Annotated in this window: 11 protein-coding genes, 1 other RNA gene and 2 pseudogenes; 4 read left to right on the top strand and 10 right to left on the bottom strand. The window is 58.3% G+C overall.

Annotated features, from left to right (window positions below; genetic code table 11):
• The first annotated feature begins 40 nt into the window (after positions 1 to 40).
• Positions 41 to 1,360: an alkaline phosphatase PhoX gene (locus AC14IB_RS01050; protein ID WP_484230215.1), complete on the top strand. Its 1,320-nt coding sequence runs from the start codon at positions 41 to 43 to the stop codon at positions 1,358 to 1,360.
• Here AC14IB_RS01050 and AC14IB_RS01055 read toward each other — a convergent pair.
• The 5 genes and pseudogenes from AC14IB_RS01055 to AC14IB_RS01075 all read right to left on the bottom strand — a co-directional run bounded on the left by AC14IB_RS01055 (position 1,351) and on the right by AC14IB_RS01075 (position 8,662).
• A complete protein-coding gene (locus tag AC14IB_RS01055) occupies positions 1,351 to 2,277 on the bottom strand; it encodes a transglutaminase family protein (protein ID WP_484230216.1) in 927 nt (308 codons plus the stop codon). The genes AC14IB_RS01050 and AC14IB_RS01055 overlap by 10 nt on opposite strands.
• 26 nt (positions 2,278 to 2,303) lie before the next feature.
• Positions 2,304 to 4,778, bottom strand: coding sequence for a circularly permuted type 2 ATP-grasp protein (locus tag AC14IB_RS01060; RefSeq protein WP_484230149.1), 2,475 nt, complete (start codon positions 4,776 to 4,778; stop codon positions 2,304 to 2,306).
• Positions 4,779 to 4,816: 38 nt separating this feature from the next.
• A pseudogene (locus tag AC14IB_RS01065) lies at positions 4,817 to 7,741 on the bottom strand (transglutaminase family protein); the annotation flags it as partial.
• Between the two features lie 234 nt (positions 7,742 to 7,975).
• Positions 7,976 to 8,167 (bottom strand): annotated as a pseudogene (locus AC14IB_RS01070) (transglutaminase N-terminal domain-containing protein); the annotation flags it as partial.
• 87 nt (positions 8,168 to 8,254) lie between these two features.
• Complete coding sequence (locus tag AC14IB_RS01075) at positions 8,255 to 8,662, bottom strand: OsmC family protein (protein WP_484230150.1); 408 nt, start codon at positions 8,660 to 8,662, stop codon at positions 8,255 to 8,257.
• 90 nt (positions 8,663 to 8,752) lie between these two features.
• Here AC14IB_RS01075 and AC14IB_RS01080 point away from each other — a divergent pair, with 90 nt between their 5' ends.
• Positions 8,753 to 9,631 carry a crotonase/enoyl-CoA hydratase family protein gene (locus AC14IB_RS01080; RefSeq protein ID WP_484230151.1) on the top strand — a complete coding sequence of 293 codons (879 nt, stop codon included), beginning with the start codon at positions 8,753 to 8,755 and terminating at the stop codon, positions 9,629 to 9,631.
• Position 9,632: 1 nt separating this feature from the next.
• Here AC14IB_RS01080 and AC14IB_RS01085 read toward each other — a convergent pair whose 3' ends face one another.
• From AC14IB_RS01085 to AC14IB_RS01095, 3 genes are all read right to left on the bottom strand, one after another.
• Positions 9,633 to 11,024, bottom strand: a complete 1,392-nt coding sequence (locus AC14IB_RS01085; protein ID WP_484230152.1) for a DEAD/DEAH box helicase — start codon at positions 11,022 to 11,024, stop codon at positions 9,633 to 9,635.
• Positions 11,025 to 11,078: 54 nt separating this feature from the next.
• Positions 11,079 to 12,233 (bottom strand): PAS domain-containing sensor histidine kinase, encoded by a 1,155-nt coding sequence (locus tag AC14IB_RS01090; protein WP_484230153.1) that lies wholly within the window; start codon positions 12,231 to 12,233, stop codon positions 11,079 to 11,081.
• A gap of 110 nt (positions 12,234 to 12,343) precedes the next feature.
• On the bottom strand, positions 12,344 to 13,258 hold the full coding sequence (locus AC14IB_RS01095) for a dienelactone hydrolase family protein (RefSeq protein WP_484230154.1): 915 nt from the start codon (positions 13,256 to 13,258) through the stop codon (positions 12,344 to 12,346).
• Positions 13,259 to 13,409: 151 nt separating this feature from the next.
• Between AC14IB_RS01095 and AC14IB_RS01100 the strand changes: the two genes are divergently transcribed.
• On the top strand, positions 13,410 to 13,796 hold the full coding sequence (locus tag AC14IB_RS01100) for a hypothetical protein (RefSeq protein WP_484230155.1): 387 nt from the start codon (positions 13,410 to 13,412) through the stop codon (positions 13,794 to 13,796).
• Positions 13,797 to 13,838: 42 nt separating this feature from the next.
• Here the strand turns inward: AC14IB_RS01100 and AC14IB_RS01105 are convergent, their stop codons facing one another.
• Both AC14IB_RS01105 and ssrA read right to left on the bottom strand, forming a co-directional pair.
• Positions 13,839 to 15,836, bottom strand: coding sequence for an alkyl/aryl-sulfatase (locus tag AC14IB_RS01105; protein ID WP_484230156.1), 1,998 nt, complete (start codon positions 15,834 to 15,836; stop codon positions 13,839 to 13,841).
• 164 nt (positions 15,837 to 16,000) lie between these two features.
• Positions 16,001 to 16,355: a transfer-messenger RNA gene (ssrA, locus tag AC14IB_RS01110) on the bottom strand.
• A gap of 102 nt (positions 16,356 to 16,457) precedes the next feature.
• Between ssrA and AC14IB_RS01115 the strand changes: the two genes are divergently transcribed.
• Positions 16,458 to 18,998: a penicillin acylase family protein gene (locus AC14IB_RS01115; protein WP_484230157.1), complete on the top strand. Its 2,541-nt coding sequence runs from the start codon at positions 16,458 to 16,460 to the stop codon at positions 18,996 to 18,998.
• The last annotated feature ends 4 nt before the right edge of the window (positions 18,999 to 19,002 follow it).

Below are 19,002 nucleotides of genomic sequence, written 5' to 3' on the forward strand. Positions count from 1 at the left end.
AAAATAGGCTTCGTTTGTGGGAGAGTTAGCCGTGAGTGTGATGCTGCCAGTGGATCGTCGCGCTTTTTTGCGCCAGTTATTTTTGTTGGCTGGTGCGGCCAGTATGCCTGCGCTGCTGACGGCGTGCGGCTCTGACAGCGGCTCATCGACGCCCGCCAGTCGCTTACAAGGGCCGCGTCCTGCGGGGCGCTTCGCCAATCTCGGTCCACTCGGCGAACCTAATGCTTTTGGCGTGCGCCTGCCTGCTGGGTATGACATGCGCGTCGTTGCGGAAGCGTTGAAGCCCGTAGGTGACAGTGGCTATCCGTGGCATATCTTCCCCGATGGCGGTGGCGTGATGGCGAAGCCCGATGGCGGCTGGTTCTACATCTCCAATAGCGAAGTACCAGGCTTCGGCACACTGGGTTTCACGGTGCCGCAACTGGCGCCACTGGCGAATCCGTTAGAGCGACTGGTGCCCGGCTTAGGTGGCGCCAGCGCCATCGAGTTCGATCGGGAGGGCAATATTGTGGATGCCTTCCAAATTCTCTCTGGTACCACCTTCAATTGCGCGGGTTGTGTCACGCCTTGGCAGACCTGGCTGTCATGTGAGGAGATCCCTGAAGGACTCGTCTGGGAGTGTGATCCAGTCGGTCGCCGTGCCGCAATTTCACGCCCAACGCTGGGTTTGTTTTCGCATGAAGCGGTGGCCATTGATAACAATCGTCGCGTGATCTACATGACCGAAGATATGCCCGATGGCCGCCTCTATCGCTGGCTACCAGCCGCGGGAGATTGGCCATCTGGTAGCCGTCCAGCGCTCGCCAATGGCCGCCTGCAAGTTATGGATGTGCCCACCGGTGTTGAAAAGGCGTTATTGGAGCCGCAGCGAGTCGTTTGGCGTGATGCCCTAGAGCCAGCCAAGGCTCAGAATGAGCACCGCCGAGCGGATTCAGCCGCTTTCGATGGCGGCGAGGGTATCTGGTTATTTGACGACTTCATCTTCTTTGCCACTAAGGGCGACAACCGAATCTGGGTCTACGATATTCGCGGTGAAACCCTAGAGGTGCTCTACGACCTCGCCACCGACAGCAATCCCATCCTCTCCGGTGTGGACAACATCACGGTCACCGATCGCGGCGATGTATTAGTGGCCGAAGATGGTGGCGATATGCAGGTGGTCGTGATTTTACCGGATGGCCAGCTCAAACCGCTGCTGCAGATCGTCGGGCAGGACCAATCGGAAGTCGCCGGTATTGCCTTTTCGCCCGATGGCCGTCGTCTCTATTTCACCAGTGATCGCGGCAGTAATCAGAGCGTGGGAGGCCAGCGGGTGGGTCTAGGTGTTACCTATGAGTTGATGCTGCCAGCTCAGCTCTGACGCTGGCGTTGATTCTGCCTGCCAGAAGTCACCGGCATCACGGTGACTGACACTTCCAGCGTGTGTTCGCCTCCGCCGATAATGACGCCGCGTAGTGGTGACACATCGCTGAAGTCGCGGCCCCACGCCAGCGTGATGTGCTGCTGATCCGGCAGCACACCGTTGGTGGGATCGAAATCGACCCATCCAAACTGTGGGCACCAGACCGAAATCCAGGCATGCGAGGCATCGGCTCCGATCAGACGCGGCTGGCCTTCTGGCGGCTCGGTCAGTAGGTAGCCACTGACGTAGCGTGCGGGCAATCCCAGCGAGCGTAAGCAGGCAATCATCAGATGCGCAAAGTCCTGGCAGACGCCACGGCGCTGCTCCAGAACGGTGAGCAAGGGCGTGCCGACATCGGTGGCATCGCTGTCGAATTCAAATTCGTTATAGATCTTCAGCATCAGCGCATTGACGCCGGTTAGCAGCGAGGTATCTGCGCCGAAGCAGGGCGCGGCGAAACGAGCAAAGTCGTGCTTGATGCGCACATAGGGTGACTCCTGGCGGAAGGCCAGGGCATCGAGCTGCTGCGGATGCGCCAGCGCCACGCCGCGAAAGCGACAGCGCTCGACCACATCCTGCCAGTGTGGGCTGAACAGAAAGTTGGGTATGGTGCGTGGCAGTACGCTGATATCCAGCTCGGCACTCAGTTCCAGTTGCTGATGTGGCTGGCGGATGTCCAACCACAGCGCCGGATTGCCGAACGCATCGAGGGCGGCGCTGCGCTGCTGCGGTTCGGGCTTGCAGTGAATGTGTGCGGTGTGAATGAGCTGCCAGGGCAGCGCTCGCGGTTGCAAATGCAGGAGTTGTTGTGACAGTGAAACGGGCAATTGGTAGTCGTATTGCGTGTGGTGACTAATGCGATAGCGGACCGCCATGCCGGCTTCGGCGCTATGGATGGCGCTCATGTCGACACCATCGACTGACTCTGCCGCTCGATGTGCGCGAAGTACTGCAGGCTAAGTTTATCGGCCAGATCCCAGGCGGCCTGCTGCAAGGCGGCGAGCAGTTTTGCCAGTGTCGCCAGTGAATGCGGCAGGCGTTGCGGAAAGGCTAAGTCGCTTTCAATCACCGCCAGATCGAGGCTGAGCAGCTGCGCTTCCAGCTCGCTCATCGTGCGATGTTCGGCACTGCCGACCGTGGTCAGCAGCTGCACGATTTGGCGCAGCTGGAAGGCGACGCTGTGCGGATTGCCGGGGTCGAGCAGGAGCAGGTCGAGCACCGGGATGAGTTGTGCGGATGACAGGTAGCGGCTGCGATAGGTGATGCGGCTGTCGGCAATGTCGAGCAGCCAGTCGAGCGCAGCCTGGCTGTGGCCATGTGGCAGCGGCAGCGTATTGCAGAGCAGGGCGCAGAGCTTTTGCAGGCGCTCGATGCGGCGGCCGAGCATGAGGAAGCGCCAGCTCTGATCCTGTGTCATGTCATCGAGGGCGAAGCCGGCGAGCGACGACAGGCTCATCAGCAGGCGATCGAGAAAGCCGAGTGCGGCACCGGCTTCCTGAGTCGGATCGAGGCTGACAGCTTCTTGCTCCAACTCGACAATGGCAATCCAGTTTTCGTGCGATAGGCGACTGCGCACTTCCGCTGCCGAGCCGATCAGTGCTCGCAGCGTAGACACCACGGACTGGCCGTGATTCGCGCTACCGATGCTATCCAATAGCTGTACATCCAGTGCCTCATTGCCGCTCAGCAGTCCGAGCTTCTGGCCATGATTCTGCGCCAGAATTAAACCGATGCCTTGGCTAGGGTCGGCTTCCAAGTAGCGACTGAGAGCGGAGCGAATCAGGCGCGCATGGTGATCCGTACGCTCGGCATAGCGACCTAACCAAAACAGATTTTCCGCCAGTCGCGAGGGCAGGTAGGGATCTTGCCGCTGCAGGTCGCGAACGCCCAACGTGCGCAGGCGTGGAAACTCGGTAGCGGCCTGCTCGCTGAAGCAAACCCACGTATCTTTGCTAGTGCCGCCGCGCTGCATGGACACAACTTCATCGTCACGTCGTCCTGCCACGCGGGTGAGCCCCCCCGGCATGACTTCATACCCATTCGCCGTCGCTACTGCGTAAACGCGCATGCCCGTGGCGTGATTTTCGAAGCCCTTCGTTTCACCTTGCCAGATCGGCGTCTGTGCCATCGCCACGGTTTCCTGAGCTAAGTAAGCATAAGGGCGCTCGCGGATGCGCTGCCGCATTGCGGCTAAGCCTCGAGCATCGAGATCGCGACCAAACACCGGGGTAAAGTGCTGCGAGGGGAAGGCACCTTTGATGACGAGTTCGGGTAAGCGCGCGAGTGCTTCCTCCATGACCGGCGGCTCGCCGCACCACCAGGTTGCAATCGCCGGCAGTTCCAGTTTCTCGCCAAGCAAATGCTCGCAGGCCTTGGGTAGAAAGCTGAGCAGGCCCTGTGATTCCAGCACGCCGCTGCCGAGGGCGTTGGCAATTAATACATTGCCGGCCCGTGCCACCGCGAGAAGGCCGGGCACGCCCAGCGCCGAGTCGCCGCGCAGCTCCAGCGGGTCGCAATAGTCATCATCGAGGCGTCGGAAGATGGCGTGCACGCGCTTCAGGCCGCTCAGTGTTTTTAGGTAGACATTGGGTTGGCGTACGCTGAGATCGTGGCCTTCCACCAGCGGGATGCCGAGGTGACGCGCGAGATAGACATGCTCGAAATAGGTTTCGTTGAAGCGACCGGGGGTGAGCAACACGATCAGCGGTGGCTCGCCAGTGCTGGGGACCTGCTGACGGAGCGTGCGCATCAAACTTTGAAAATAGCCGGTCAGGGCTTCCACGCCGAGTTCGCGATACAGCGCTGGGAAGGCGCGTGCCACCACCTGTCGGTTCTCCAGCGCATAGCCGGCGCCCGACGGGGCCTGCGTGCGATCGGCCATGACCCACCACTGGCCATCCGCCGAGCGAGCAAGATCGACGCCGACCACATGCAGCCAGGTGTCATTGGCCGGACGCATGCCATGGCAGGGCCAGAGGTAGTTGTGATGACCGAAGATCAGCTCGCTCGGCAGCAGACCCTGAGCAATCAGTGTTTGCGGACCGTAAAGATCGACGAGTAAGGCATTGAGCAAGCGTGCGCGCTGCGCCACCCCGCTAGCGATACCTTGCCACTGGCCTTGCGCGATCAGCTGCGGTATCGGTCCAACACGCCAGCTACGGTCCGGTCCTTGGCTATCACCATATAAATTGTAGGTGACACCGTTTTCCTGCACTTGGCGATTGACCAAGTCGGAGCGCTGTTGCATTTGCGCGGGGGTTAAACGATTCAGCGCCTCGGCAAACTGCGCCCAATGTGGATGCACCTGCCCGTCGCTAGAGAAAACCTCATGGTAGCGATGGGCCGAGGGGCGCAACGTACTTAGCAAATTGGTCATAGCATCCCGAGTGATTTACAGCGCCGCGTGTGGGTTCATCATGGTCGACGCAAATCTAACATGAAGGGATGCTCCAGGTTGCTGACACGAGCTTGAGGCGTGATCCAACCTGGCGTGTGCCCCATGCGGATAAAGCGTGCTTGGCGCCGTGCTTCAGCCGCGTAGGCATTGATCGGATGGTCATCACTATTACTGCCGCCGGGGTGCATGACGTGGTGCTGGAAGCCGCCCAGTGAACGTTTCATCCACGTGTCGTAGAGGTCAAAGGTCAGTGGGGCATGCACGCCAATCGTGGGGTGTAAACAGGATGGCGGCTGCCAGGCGCGAAAGCGCACGCCGCCAATGAACTCACCGGTCTGTCCAGTTGGTTGCATGGGCATGACGACACCGTTGCAGATCAGCGCATAGCGTTCGCCGGCCATGCCGGTGACCTTGACCTGCACGCGTTCCAGTGACGAATCGACATAGCGCACGGTGCCGCCAGGGCTACCTTCCTCGCCCATGACATGCCAGGGCTCGAGTGCGTGACGCAGCTCCACGTGCATGCCCTTGAGATCGACATCGCCCAGTTTCGGGAAGCGAAACTCCAAATGAGGTCGGAACCATTCCAGATCAAAACCATAGCCAGCGCGCCGCATATCGGTCATGACATCGGCAAAGTCCTGCTCCACGAAATGCGGCAGCATGAAGCGATCGTGCAGCTCCGTGCCCCAGCGCGTCAGTCGCTCGGGCGCATAAGGCGTCTGCCAGAAGCGCGCGACCAAGCCACGCAGCAGCAGCTGCTGCGCCAGCGACATCTCGGCATGTGGCGGCATCTCGAAGGCACGCAGCTCGAGCAGGCCAAGGCGGCCGCTGCTGCTGTCCGGCGAGTACAGCTTGTCGATGCAGAATTCGGCGCGATGGGTGTTGCCGGTGACATCGGTGAGCAGGTTGCGCAGCAGGCGGTCGATCAGCCACGGTGCGGTGGTTTCGCCGACGGGCGGAAACTGCCGGAAGGCCGTCTCCAGTTCGTAGAGCGAGTCGTTGCGGGCCTCGTCGATGCGTGGTGCCTGCGAGGTCGGGCCGATGAACAGGCCGGAGAACAGGTAGGACAGCGACGGGTGATTGTGCCAGTAGCTGATCAGGCTGCGCAGCAGGTCCGGTCGGCGCAGGAATGGCGAGTCGGCTGGCGTGGCGCCGCCCATGACGAAGTGGTTGCCGCCGCCGGTGCCGGTGTGACGGCCATCGACCATGAATTTTTCACTGGTCAGGCGTGTGGCATGAGCGGCTTCGTAGAGATGCTTCGTGCGACTGACCAGCTCGCCCCAAGTCGCCGACGGATGAATGTTGACCTCGATCACCCCGGGGTCGGGCGTGACTCGGAAGTTGGCCAGGCGAGGATCCTGCGGTGGTTCGTAGCCTTCCATGAGCACGGGCTGCTTCATAACTCTGGCCGTCGCCTCAATCGCGCAAACCAGCGCCAGATAGTCGTCGAGCTTGGTTAGTGGTGGCATGAACAAGTAGAGATGGCCATCGCGCACCTGCGCACAGAGACTGGTGCGGGTCAGATGTTTGGCGGACTCATGCAGTTCTGGCGGCTGCGCGGCCAGCTTCTGTGCCTCGTGAAACTGCGCCTTTTTCTGGCTGGCGTTGGTGAACGGCAGCTGCTCGATCAGGCGCGTGATGATGTCTGGCGGCTGGCGCAGCAACTGGCTGTAGGGCGGTAGCGGCGGCAAGGCCACGCTGGCGTCCTGCGGGTGTACATAGGGGAATTCGCTGTCGCGTACCCAGGGCTGCGAATCCAGCGGCAGGCGATAACCGATCGGCGAATCGCCGGGAACGAGGTAGCAGGTTTCGTCGCGCAGGAACCACGGCCCGGTCTGCCAATGCTCGCCATCCGCCGTGCGGCCCAGTGGCAGCACATGGCCGATGACGGTGTCCAGGCCCTGACCAAAGACCTTGGCCAGGCGGGCACGCTCCAGGGGATCTTTCAGGCGAGCATCTTTTGGCGTGACATTGCTGGGCAGCTGACGTTCGCGCCAGAGGTAATAGAGTGCGTCCTCATAGGCCGGGAACACAGTTTTCTGGCTGATGCCGAGCGCGGTACACAGCTTGCCGAGAAATTCGGCAGCAGTTTTCTCGGTGGCCTTGCCGGGTTTGGACTCATCGGCAATCAGCGCGGCATCCCGCCAAGTCGGCTCGCCGTCTCGGCGCCAGAAGCAGTTCAGCGACCAGCGCGGAAGCTGCTCGCCGGGGTACCACTTGCCCTGGCCGAAATGCACGAGACTGTTCGGCGCATGCTCCAGTCGCAGGCGATGAAACAGCTCGGCGGCACGGATGCGCTTGGTCGGGCCGAGCGCGGCGGTGTTCCATTCCTCGCCATCGGGATCATCCACCGACACAAAGGTAGGCTCGCCGCCGAGGGTGAGACGGACATCGAGGCGCTGCAAGTCGGAGTCAATGACATGACCGAGTGCATCAATATCCGCCCACTGCTCCTCGCTGTAAGGTTTGGTGACGCGCGCGGTTTCGTGGCTGCGCGTCACCTGCATGTGGTGCTCGAACACGCACTCGGCCTCTTCCAGCAGGCCGGAGATAGGCGCAGCCGATGACGGCTCCGGGCTGCACGCCAGCGGAATATGACCCTCGCCGGCAAACAGCCCGGATGTCGGGTCGAGACCGATCCAGCCTGCACCCGGCAGGTACACCTCGCACCAAGCATGCAGGTCGGTGAAGTCTTTTTCCGGGCCGGACGGGCCGTCCAGCGATTTCACATCGGCGGTGAGCTGGATCAGGTAGCCGGAAGCAAAGCGCGCGGCGAGGCCAAGATGCCGTAGCGCCTGCACCATCAGCCAAGCCGAGTCGCGGCAGGAGCCGGAGCCTTTGGTCAGGGTTTCCTCAGGGCTCTGCACGCCTGGCTCCAAACGGATCAGGTAACTGATATCGGTGTAGATGCGCCGGTTGAGCTCAACCAGAAAGTCGATAGTCTTACGCTTCTGCCGAGGGACTTGGTCCACAAAGGCTTTTAGTCGCTCGCCCATCGGCAGTGTGACCCGATATGGTGCAAGTTCACGCACCAGACTGGGATCTTCATAGCTGAATGGCCACTGCTCTGCCTCGGGCTCAAGAAAAAAATCGAACGGGTTGATGACGGTCATTTCCGCGACCAGGTCGACTTCAACCCGAAACTTTTGAGTTTTCTTGGGAAAGACCACGCGAGCTAAATAGTTAGCCTGAGGGTCTTGCTGCCAGTTAATAAAGTGCTCGCCGGGCGTGACGTTCAGGCTGTAACTGAGGATGCGTGTGCGGCAATGCGGGGCGGGGCGCAAGCGAATGACTTGCGGGCCGAGGGTAATGGCACGGTCATAGTGGTAATCAGTGACGTGGTTTAGCGCGATTTGAATGGGCACGAAGCATGACCTAAGCAGGTGAGGTTAGCAAAGCTAGAGCAAAGGTCATGCCAGCTTAATGCGCAATCGATGGGCGCTCGATGGCGACTATTGAATGGCCTCGGTTTGAATCTGAATGGGGTTTGAGAAGAGCTTGTGCACTGGGCAGGCATTAGCAATTTGCAATAATCGGCTGCGCATGTCGTCTTCCAAAGGGCCTTTCAGGGTGATTTGGCGCGTGATCTGGCTGCCCGCTTCGCCAGTGCCTGGCGAGCCCAAGAATAGCTCAACGTATACGCCCTCCAGCGGCCACGCTTTACGCTTGGCGTACATGCACAAGGTAATGGCTGTGCACGCACCCAAGCCGGAGAGCACCAAAGAGATTGGGTTGGGTCCGTTGTCACCGCCACCCAGGGACGCAGGTTCGTCGGCTAGCCATTGGTGTAAGCCATCGTTGAGCAAAACTTGGTAGGGTGTGTTGCCGCTAGTGGCAGAAATTATTTTTGCTTCAGACATGACGTATCTCATCCGGTGAGTGGTTGTGTCGCTAAGCATCCTCGCGTACAAACAGTCGCAAACTGTGATGACCTAGCTTTGGAGCCAACGATGTATAACACCCTCGACTATCGTGTTGAAGACCGCATTCTTACGCTAACACTGAACCGGCCCGAGCAACTCAATGCCTTTACGGTCGAAATGGCCGATGAGCTGGTCGCGGCATTTGAGCGAGCCAGTGAAGATGATGATGTTGCTGTGATCGTCGTAACGGGAAGTGGTCGTGCCTTCTGCGCCGGTATGGATCTGTCGGTACCTGGCAATGTTTTCGGTCTCGACGAGACGCAGCAACCCACGCTGGCGGATATGCACGAGCGCCTGCATGACGAGGCCATTCACCGCGGCGTGCGCGATACCGGTGGCCGCGTCACGTTGGCCATCTACGAATGCAAGAAGCCGGTGATTGGTGCCATCAATGGTGCGGCTGTCGGCATCGGCGCCACCATGACGCTGGCGATGGATATTCGCCTGGCTTCAGAAAAGGCGCGAATCGGTTTTGTTTTCGGCAAAATTGGCGTAGTGCCCGAAGCCTGTTCGAGCTGGTTTCTGCCGCGCATCGTCGGCATTCAGCAGGCGTTGGAGTGGGTCTATACGGGTGACATTCTAACTGCTGAGCAGGCGCTGGCTGGCAAGCTGGTGCGCTCGGTGCATGCGCCAGAAGAGCTGCTGCCGGCGGCCTACGAGCTAGCCCGCAAGTTCAGCCAGAACAAGTCGCCGGTGGCGGTCGCCTTTGCACGACAGATGCTGTATCGCAACGCCGCGCAGCCGCACCCGATCGAAGCGCATCGCATCGATACGCTGGCGATGTTCTACACCAGTCTGGAAGATGGCAAAGAAGGCGTGAGCTCATTCCTAGAGAAACGCGATCCGGCATACGCCAGCAAGGCTAGCGCTATGCCAGCGTTTTATCCGTGGTGGAAGCAGGCCTGATTTAGAGGCCGGCACGCGGCGGTCGGCGATTGCCGCCGCCCGCGTTGCCACCACCGCCATTGCTGGTGTTGCCACCGGTGGGACGCGGCCCGCTCGGGCGCTGACCTGCAGGGCGGCCAGATCCGGCGGGCTTACCAGTACCCGCTGGTTTGTTGCCTGCTGGCTTGCCTCCAGTTCCGCCACGGGGCGCTGAGTCGCGGCGCGGCGGACGAGCCTGCTGCGGTTTGCGCAGCGGCTCTGGCTTAGCGTTTGGATCCGGCTCAAAGCCGGGCACAATCACGCGTTCAATTTTTTGGCGGATGGTGCGTTCAATATCGGCCAGCAGCTTGTGCTCATCCACGCACACTAACGACACCGCTTCACCGCCGGCACCCGCGCGACCGGTACGACCAATACGATGCACGTAATCTTCGGGCACATTTGGCAGTTCGTAATTCACCACATGCGGCAGGGCATCAATATCGATGCCGCGCGCAGCGATGTCGGTAGCAACCAATACGCGCAGGCGATTGGCTTTGAATTCGCTGAGTGCCTTTTCACGCGCACCTTGGCTCTTGTTACCATGAATCGCCATGGCTGGAATGCCGTCTTTGGCTAAGCCCTCGGCGAGACGATTAGCGCCGTGCTTGGTGCGGGTAAAGACCAATACCTGCGACCACGCGCCATCCAGAATGAGTTTTTCCAGCAGGGCTTTTTTCGAGTCCCGATCGACGGGATAGATTTTCTGCGTGACGCGTTCAGCCGTTGTGGTCTGCGGCGCGACTTCAATGCGCTCTGGATTACTCAGCAGCGAACTCGCAAAGCTACGAATTTCCGGCGCGAAAGTGGCCGAGAACAAGAGGTTCTGTCGCTGCTTTGGCAGTAGCGCCAAAATGCGTTTGATGTCGCGAATGAAGCCCATGTCGAGCATGCGGTCGGCCTCATCAAGCACCAGAATCTCGACACCGCCAAGATCCAGCGAGCCCTGACCTACGTGATCGAGCAGGCGGCCCGGTGTGGCTACCAGAATGTCCAGACGCTTGCGTAGGCGGTCGCGTTGCGGATTGGCATTGACGCCGCCGAACATCACCATCGAGCTTAAGTTCAGGTCTTGGCCGTACTGGCGAACACTTTCTTCCACCTGTGAGGCCAGCTCACGCGTGGGCGTGAGCACCAAAGCACGGATGCGATGCTTAGGTGATGGGTGCAGCACCGGCGTCGAGCTGAGGCGCTGGAGTAGTGGCAGCGTGAAGCCGGCGGTTTTGCCGGTGCCGGTCTGAGCCGCAGCGAGTAGGTCGCGGCCAGACAGCACCACAGGGATGGCCTGCTGCTGAATGGGAGTGGGTGTGGTGTAGCCGACGGCGTTAAGCGCGCTCAGCAACTCGGGCATGAGACCGAGATCAGCAAAAGACATGAAATATCCGGGGGGAGCAAGGAAGGCCGCTATGGTACTCGAAATCGCATGGGTTTAGCGTGGCTCAGACGCAGCCAGCAAGAGGTCGATATAAAACGTGCTGCCTTTGGGTGAGGAGCTCAAAATGCCAATGCAGCCTTGCATTTGCTGCATGAAACCGTGAGAGATGGGCAGGCTAAGCCCCATGCCCCCTCTGATTGCTGATGAATCCTCATAGGAACTGGCAAATTGTTTAAAAATAGTCGCCTGTAAATCGTTAGAGATGCCGGAGCCATAATCACGGATTAATAGCCGTAATTTGGTTGAATCGAGCGCTGATAAAGTCAGGTCAATTCGGCTGCCACGAGGTGAATAGCGAATCGCGTTATCTAAAACCGAGGTGATTACCCGCTTCAAGCGAAAGTTATCCGCCCACACCCAGTGTCCGTATCCCACCTGAGCTGAAGGTAGCTGTATGGCACACAAAGTCGCCGTCTGGTTTAGCTCCTCAAGGGCTTGCTGAATAATTGGCCCCAGTTCATGACTGGCCAGCGGGATATCAATGGTTCTGTTGGTCAGGTGTTCGGCATCGAGCAGTTGTTGCGTGAGCTTTTGAAGGCGAATGCTGTGGCGTAGTGCCATATTCACAAACTCTAGCGCTTGATCGGGCAGTCTCACCAGCTCCGGTGTTTTCAACAGAGATAACGCGCCAATGATGGCGGTTAGCGGCGTGCGGAGTTCGTGACTCATCACCGAAACCAGAGATTGGCGTAAATGGTCTAGCTTCTTTTGTTGTGTAATATCGCGAATCACACCGACATATTGGCTTGTGGAGCCGGGTGGCAAGATCGAAATAGCCATGCCGATGTCGAAGCAGCTGCCATTTTTGCGCTCACCTTTAAGCTCCAGCACAGGCCCGAACAGGTCGGGTCGCGTTTGGCCAGACTTCCGCCCAAGAATGCTGTCATGACGAGAGCGATAAGGCTCCGGCATCAACATAGAGACATTTTGGCCAATAACTTCCTGGCTCTCATAGCCAAACATGGTGAGGGCGGCCGAATTTGCGCGTTGAATAATACCCACACTATTAATGCTGATAATGCCATCAGCGATGGTGGAGAGAACGGTGTCTAAGTAGTGATCAATATCAGTGGCCGTGAGCGCCGGCTCAGCGGACTGCACAGGCGCTGGATGCGGAAATGGACATTGAGATGAGAGCAAATTGTTCATGGCCTTATTGATACAGCACGGGGCCACTACTTGTGTTCTTGAGTTGTATTAGGAGGACTGTCTTTTTGTCAGGAACTGGGCTGAATTGCCCAGTTCTAGTTAGACAAAAACTACACGCCCTGCGCCTTCAACCAGTCACTGGCAAGCTTCCAGGCGTAATCGGCCGCTGCCTTATCGTAGGTGGGGCGATAGTCCGCATTAAAGCCGTGGTTCAGGCCAGGGAAAACCACAATTTCTGAACCGGAACTGGACTTCTGAAGCTCTGCCCGCATTTGGTCCACCATGGCATCGGGAATGAAGCTGTCGCTACCGGCATAAAGCCCCAGTGTGGGCACTTTAAGGCTGGCGGCAATATCAATCGGATCATTTGCTTTGATTTCAGACTTCAAACCACTGAGCAGGCCGTAGTAGGCAATACCCGCTTTCACGCGAGGGTTGTGTTGGTTGTACAACCAAACCATGCGGCCACCATAGCAGAAGCCCAGGGTCCCCAGCTTTTTGGTGTCTGCGTGGCCTGAGGCTTTTGCGAAGGCAATGCTGGCATCGATGTCGGCAAAAACTTGAGCGTCGGGCACTTTGGCGACGACCTGCGACAAAATCTCGCCAATATCGGTCATTTTTGAAACATCACCTTGGCGAGCGAATAACTCCGGTGCAATGGCGTAGTAACCCATTTTTGCGAGACGTCGGCAAATATCCTTGATGTGCTCATGCACGCCAAAAATCTCTTGAATTACCACGATGGTCGGGTGTTTCCCCGGTTTGGCTGGCATGGCGCGATAGGCCGGAATATGTCCCCCCGTAACCGGAACGCTGACTTCACCGGCGACTAAGCCACGTGAGCTGGTGGTGATGGCTTGTGCCATGAGAGGAGTGGAAGCCAGCGCAAAGCCGGTCGCCAGCGAGGTCACTAAAAAGCCGCGACGACTGAGCTGATTGGAATCGGAGGCTAGGGTGTTTGTGGCTTGTTTCGCATTCGTTGCCTGAAAGTCTAAGGGCTTTAAACCGTAGTGATTGAGTTTCATGAGGGCTTCCATTAAGAGTCATAAAGTAGTACTGACAACTTAGGGCGAAGCCTCCACAAAAACAACTACACGAATAGCGCAAAGCGGGTGGCTTGCTTGCGGCGTTTGTTTTGCTAGAGTCGCCGTATCGTCAATAGAAGAAAAAAATCCCATGCTCACTCGCTTAGCTGGTTTCCTTATAGTCTCCGTGCTCATGTTGTCTGGTTTGTGGTGGTTTTGGCCGAAACCAGAGCAAGTGGTTGCCGCCGCTGATACACCGATGGCGGCTCCGGGGCTAGTGATTCAATGGCAGGTTGCTCAGGGGCAGCGCGTCTCTGGGCCGGCGAAATTTGCCGTGCGCGTAGGGGAAACCATTACGTTGGAAGTGGGCTCAGATCGAAATGACAAACTGCATGTCCACGGCGATGACCTCACGCTGCCTCTGCTTGCCGGCAAAAATATGCGCATGGAGTGGACGCCCAAGCACAGTGGCCGCTTTGAGATTGAGCTGCACGACAGTGATACTGTGCTAACACAAGTGGACGTTTTGCCGCGCTAAGCCGACTCAAACCAGAGGGATTTGAGCCAGCTGTTTTGATCGTTAGGGCGTGACGATATTGAAGCTGCCATTGGGCTGATGAAACAGTGCAAAAAACCTCACCAGATCCACTCGGCTGCCTTCAACTTGAAGGTCGTCCGAGAGCAAGGTGTCGTTGAGGCCGGCTTTGCCCATGATCATTTTTAAGTATATGTCGCGCGTCAGCTTCAGCGTAGCCGTGGCATTGGCATCAGTGCCCGAGCGGTGATGCAGCACCGCATTTTTGATCTGCAGCGCATAGCTCTCGCCACTGTCGGTAAAGACAAAGTTCACCTTCAGCACCTTGCCCTCGGCTTTGTCCGCTTTCAATCGGGCTGCCATGGCCTCGAGAAAACGCGGGATTGGCGTATTGCGCAGCAGCTCTTGCGTGCTGCTCATATCCAGAACCTTTTCCGGCTTGCCGTGGCGCAGCTCATACGCTCCCGTCAAATAGGCATCGCGCCAAGGTGCCGACTCCGATTGATAGCCCAGTTGGTCGTAGGTATGCGCGAGCAGAGCCTTGGCTTTGGCGTGACCGGGCTCGGCAAACACTAAGTGATTCAGCACTTCAGCGGCCCAGCGGTACTCGCCGGCATCCACACTCTGCTGCGCTTTCTTCAGCACCTCATCAGCGCCTCCCATGAATTCCACGTATTTTTTGGCGGCACTTTCGGGCGGCAGGGGGTTGAGGTTGGCAGGATTGGCGTCGTACCAACCGAAATAGAATTGATAGACGGCCTTAGTGTTGTGCGCCACGGTGCCGTAATAACCTCGGCTGGAGAACACGCTATTGAGGCTGGCGGGTAGCTTTACCTCCTCAGCGATCTCACGCGGGGTATAGCCCTGCAGGGCAAGGTGTAATGTCTGGTCGTGAATGAACTTAAACGTGTCGCGCTGGGTTTCCAGCAAGGCTTGTACCCGCTCTTTTCCCCACACCGGCCATTGGTGCCCGCCAATATAGACCTCAGCATCGCTAAACAGTGTGAGTGCCTCTTCCAAATAGTCACTCCACTTAAGGGCGTCACGCACTTTGGCACCGCGAAGGGTGTAGAGGTTATGCAGGGTGTGAGACGCCAGCTCAGCGCCGAAGAATGCCTTCATGTCGGGTGAATAAAAGGTCATTTCAGCAGGGGCTTCGGACGCCGGCGTATTCTGAAAAATAAAGCGCAGACCATCGATCGTCAGCTCTTGCTCCGTATGGGTAATCAGCTCAGTGGGTGCCAAAATACCTACCGTGCCATAGGCCGTGCCTTTGCCAAGACCAGTGTCGATGTGGCCGCGCGGCGTATGCGCCAGATTCTTGCCATACATGTACATGGAGCGGCGCAGCATGGTGACGCCCGCCAGCACGTTTTCGCTGGTGGCCTCTTCCATAAAGCCCGTTGGCGCGATCACACGTAATTTCTGCTGACGGGCCTGCTCTGCCGTGACAATCCCCAGCACGCCACCGAAGTGATCAACATGGCTATGGGTGAAAATCACCGCAACGATCGGTTTAGCGCCTAAGTGTTGGCGAGCGAAAGCAATGGCACGGGCGGCCGTTTCTTTGGCCGTGAGAGGATCCACAATGATCCAACCTGTGCGCCCTTCAATAATCGTCATGTTGGAAATGTCATAGCCGCGCAGCTGATACACACCGTCGCGCACCTTGAACAAGCCATGAATATTATTGAGCTGCGCCTGTCGCCACAGGCTCGGGTTCACTGAGTCGGGAGCGGGCCCTTTAATGAAGTCATAGCTGGGCATATCCCACACGATGCTGCTGCCCTCTTCGGTGGTGTGCAGCACCCTCAGCAGCGGATCGCGGGCAATGAGGCCGCGCTGAGCATCAGCAAAATCCTGCTGGTCGGTGAAGTCGAGTTGCTTGAGCACACTGGCGTTGGCCTCGCGGGTGGCGGCCGTTGCTGGCGTGTGGCCTTGGGCATCGGCATCAGATGCCAGGGGTACGTTGTCGCAGGCGGTAAGCGTGAGGGTTAGCAAAAGGGCGTAACAGCCCCGAGACATGTGTCGTACGTGATTCATGATGTTTCTCGTGTGTAGACGTAGCGGCTCAGAGGGCTGCTCGCCTTTTCTTTTTATAGTGGCCGGCTGAGACTAACCGCTTGTGGGCTAGCGGCCAAGAAAAACCCGCCGAGCGTTCACTGGGCGGGTTTCAGGTGTTTCCCGGATGGCTCCGGACTTTCATTTGGTGGAGATGGCGGGGATCGAACCCGCGTCCGCCAGCACTCTACCCTCGGATCTACATGCTTAGTCTTCTCTATTGATTTAACCCGACACGGCCCGAGAGACAGGGCATGGAAGGCGATCCTCTAGGGTTTTAGCGACGTAACACGAGGCGGGTTACGAAGCGATCCGGTATTTTTTGCGCTGACCGCCCCCGCATACCGGCATGCAAGTTTGGTCATAAGCCGGGATTAGGCGGCTAGTGCGTAGTTTTCGTCGTTTGCGACTATTTTTTTGGAGCGTTGATTTAGGAGAGACATTCCACTCTCCGCATGCACCTGCGGGCTTCATAACCAGCGTCGAAGCCATGTCATCCCCAGAGCAGGCGTAGTGTGCGCTTACGGTTGGCTATTGTCACTAGCCTTGCCGCCGACCGCTGGGTCATTTACTGTTCGTGCTCTTAAAATAAGAAGAGATGCCATGATGCGTCCATCACGTTTACTTCCATTTTCCGTCCTGAGCGCCGTTTTAGCGCTGACCGCCTGCGGTTTTGGCGACGACAGTTCATCCAGCGGCGCTGCGCCGCGCACCGGCAGCTACGATGCGCGAATCGTGCGCACGCAAATGGGCATCCCACACATCACCGCCAATGACTTCGGCAGCCTTGGCTACGGCCAGGCCTATGCCTTCGCCGAAGACAATCTCTGCGTCATGATGGAAGACTTCATCACCAGTCGCGGCGAGCGCGCCCGCTACTTCGGGGCTGATGGCAGCTATCGCATCGAGCCTAATGGCTCCGTGGCGGACAATATCTCCAGCGACTTTTTCTGGAAATTCATGCTCGATGATGCTGCTTGGCAGCGCACGCGCAACAAAACTGAGCCGCAATTTCGCGAGTTAGTGACAGGTTATGTCGCTGGTTTCAATCGCTACATCGCTGAGCTGAAAGCCGGCAAGCATCCGGGGCGTCACGCCGCGTGTGCCAAGGGCGAGTGGCTGCAGCCGATTGTCGATGCCGACATGTATCGTCGTTTTGTGCGCTTGTCGATTCTGGCCAGCAGCTCGGTCTTTGTCAGCGAGATCGCCAATGCCCAGCCGCCGGCCATCCCGCCAAGTGCCAGTGCCAGTGCCAGTGCCAGTGCCGCGCGCAGCAATGCCAAGCCAGCTCAGCGTCTGGCCTCGCTGAATGCACGAAAGCGAGCGTTGGCAAAGGCTCCGGGTCCGTTTGCCGACCTGCAGCAGAAGGATCGCTTCGGTAGCAACATGTACGCCATCGGCAAGAACGGCAGTGCTAGTGGCCAGCCGATTGTTTTTGGTAATCCGCATTTCCCGTGGCGCGGCACCGAGCGACTCTATATTTCGCATAACACCATCCCGGGCAAACTCGACATCATGGGCTCGTCGCTTTACGGCGTACCCGCCGTCCTCATTGGCTTTAATGACAAGGTGGCGTGGAGCCACACGGTATCCTCGGCCTACCGCTTTACGCTCTATGAGCTGAAGGTCAATCCGTTGAAACCCACGCAGTACCTCTACGAGGGCGGTCTGCGTGACATGACGGCGGTGCCGCTGAAGGTACAGGTCAAACAGGCGGATGGCAGCCTCAAGGAAATGACGCGCACGCTGTACAAGAGCCATTTCGGCCCGATGATTACCCTATCCGCATCGGGTGTGCCCATCCTGCCGTGGGCCAACGGATTGGCGTATACCTTGCGCGATGCCAATTACGAGAATGATCGTCTGATTAACCAGTTTGGACGCTGGAATATGGCGAAGAGCCTGGATGACTTTATCGGCTTACACAAATCCATTCTCGGTGTGCCTTGGGTGAACACCGTCGCAAGCGGCCCGAATGGCCGCGCCTATTACGGCGATGTCACGGTGGTGCCGCATGTCACCGATGCGCAAACCACTGCCTGTAGTACATCGCCATTGGTTCCGGTTATTGGCCAAGTCGCGCCAGGGTTGCCCTTACTCGATGGCTCACGCGCGGCCTGTGAGTGGGGTTCGGATGCAGATGCCCCGGTGCCCGGCATCTTTGGCGGTAAAAACCTGCCCACGCTGGTCCGCGACGACTATGTGCACAACTGCAACGACAGCTATTGGCTGACCAACCCGAAGGCACCAATCACCGGCTTCAATCGCATTATCGGCGATGAAGGTACGACGCGCTCGCTGCGCACGCGTCTGTGCATTCTGCAGGCCGAGCGTCGCCTTGCAGGCACGGATGGTCGCCCTGGCACCACCTTCACCATTCCGGTCCTGCAAGATATTGTGCTGTCCAGCCAGATTTACTCGGTCGAGATTGCTCGCAAGCAGGTGCTCGAGAGCCTGTGCACGCAGCCGCTGCTGATCGGCAGTGCCGGGCCGGTGGCCGCAGCCGATCAAGCCGCTGCCTGCGCCGTGCTGACCAAGTGGGATGGCAAAGACAATCTGGCCTCGGTCGGCAGCCATGTCTGGCGCGAGTTCTTTCGTCGTGCCGTCGGCAATCTCGGCGGCCTGCCCGTGGGGCTGCCGGCCACGCCGCTGACCAGTATCTGGCGGAATGCCTTTTCAGCCAGTGATCCGGTAAATACGCCGAACACCCTCAATACCACTAACTTGCAAGTTCAAATGGCCTTTGCTGATGGCATTGCGGCGGTGAAGGCGAGTGGCATCCCGTTCGATCGTCCGCTGGGTCAGATTCAGTATTCTGGCGTGCAGAAGAATTCGCGTATTCCCGTTTTCGGCGGTGAAGGTGACGTCGGTGCGTTCACAATTGTGTCGACACAAGGTGAGAACTTGACCAAAGAGGGCTATGGGATTGTTTACGGCAACAGTTATATTCAAACCGTGACTTGGGATGCCCAAGGTCAGCCTCACGCTGAAGGATTTATTACCTATTCGCAGTCCACTGATCCGGCCAACCCGCACTACGACGACTTCACCAAGGCCTATAGCCAGAAGCAATGGCAGAAGTTTCCGTTCAGCGCAGCGGACATTAGCAAGCAAAAAATTTCCGAGCTGCGTTTGCAGCAATAACCTG

It is taken from the genome of Perlucidibaca sp. (genome assembly GCF_057084925.1).